1 protein-coding gene is annotated in these 1,381 nt (G+C 75.7%); it reads left to right on the top strand.

What is annotated here, in order from left to right; genetic code table 11:
- Nucleotides 1–109 precede the first annotated feature (109 nt).
- The coding region (locus AC5LUJ_RS13775) for a ferrochelatase (protein WP_493465048.1) at nucleotides 110–1,381 on the top strand (1,272 nt) is incomplete at its 3' end.

Below are 1,381 nucleotides of genomic sequence, written 5' to 3'. Positions count from 1 at the left end.
GGCCCGGATCGCGGGACTGGGCGGTGAGCCGGGCCGCGCGGCTCTTGCGGTGGCGCGTCCTCGGTTCGGGCCGGGGGCGGGGTGTGTTGTGCCCCGAGCGCAGGGGACGATGACGGACGTGTCGAGTGACAACCGGACCATGACCACGCCCGGGACCGTGACCGCGCCCGGGGGCACGGCCGGGAGCGTGACCGTGCCCGGGAGCGTGACCGCGGCCGGGACCGCGCCCGGCCGGACCGGGCCGGTGCCCGTCGACGCGTTGCTGCTGGTCTCCTTCGGGGGCCCGGAGTCGCCGTCCGACGTCATGCCGTTCCTGCGCAACGTCACCCGCGGGCGGGGCGTGCCGGACGAGCGGCTGGCCCAGGTCGCCGAGCAGTACCGCAGCCTCGGCGGCCGCAGCCCGATCAACGACCAGAACCGGGCGCTGCTGGCCGCGCTGCGGGCCGAGCTCGCGCCGCTGCCGGTCTACTGGGGCAACCGCAACTGGTCACCGTTCCTCGTCGACGCGCTCGAGGCGATGCGGCGGGACGGCGTCCGCCGGGCGGCCTGCTTCGTGACGTCCGCCTTCGCCTCCTACTCCGGCTGCCGCCAGTACCGTGAGGATCTTGCGAGGGCGCGGGCCCACCTCGGCCCGGACGCGCCGGAACTGATCAAGCTGAGGCAGTACTTCGACCATCCCGGTTTCGTCCTGCCCATGGTCGACCATGTCGTCGGCGAGCTGGCCACGATCCCGGCCGGGTCGCGGGCGCAGACGCGGCTGGTCTTCGTCGCACACTCGATCCCGCTCACGCAGGCGGCGGACAGCGGCCCGGACGGGGACGCCTACCCCCGGCAGCTGGCCGCCGCCGCCGAGGTGATCGTCGAGCGGGTGGCGCTGCGCACCGGCCGCCGTCACCCGCACGACCTGGTCTACGCCAGCCGCAGCGGCCCGCCGGGCGTGCCGTGGCTGGTGCCGGACGTCGGCGACCATCTGACGGCGCTCGGCTCGGCCGGGCGGGCCCAGGCGGTCGTGGTGGTGCCGGTCGGTTTCGTCAGCGACCACATGGAGGTTGTCCACGATCTCGACGTGGTGGCGGCGGAGCGGGCCCGGGAGGCCGGGCTGATCTTCCGCCGGGCGTCCACGGTGGGTGTCGACCCCCGGTTCGTCACCATGGTCCGGGAGCTTCTCGACGAGCGCAGGTACGGGCACCGCCCCCGGGCGGCGCTGAGTCCGCTGGGCCCCGGCCACGACGTGTGCCCGCTGTGGTGCTGCGCCCCGCGTGGGCCGGGCCGCCGGCTGCCGGCCGCCGCCGGCGTCCCCGCGGACGAGCGCCCCGACGCCCCTGGCCCCGACGTGTCTGGTTCCGACGCCCCTGGTTCCGACGTGTCTGGTTCCGACGTG

Source organism: Protofrankia sp. CiP1_Cm_nod3, from assembly GCF_982290655.1.
Note: the sequence above shows the minus strand (reverse complement) of the source record. Positions and strands in the feature narration are given on the sequence as shown.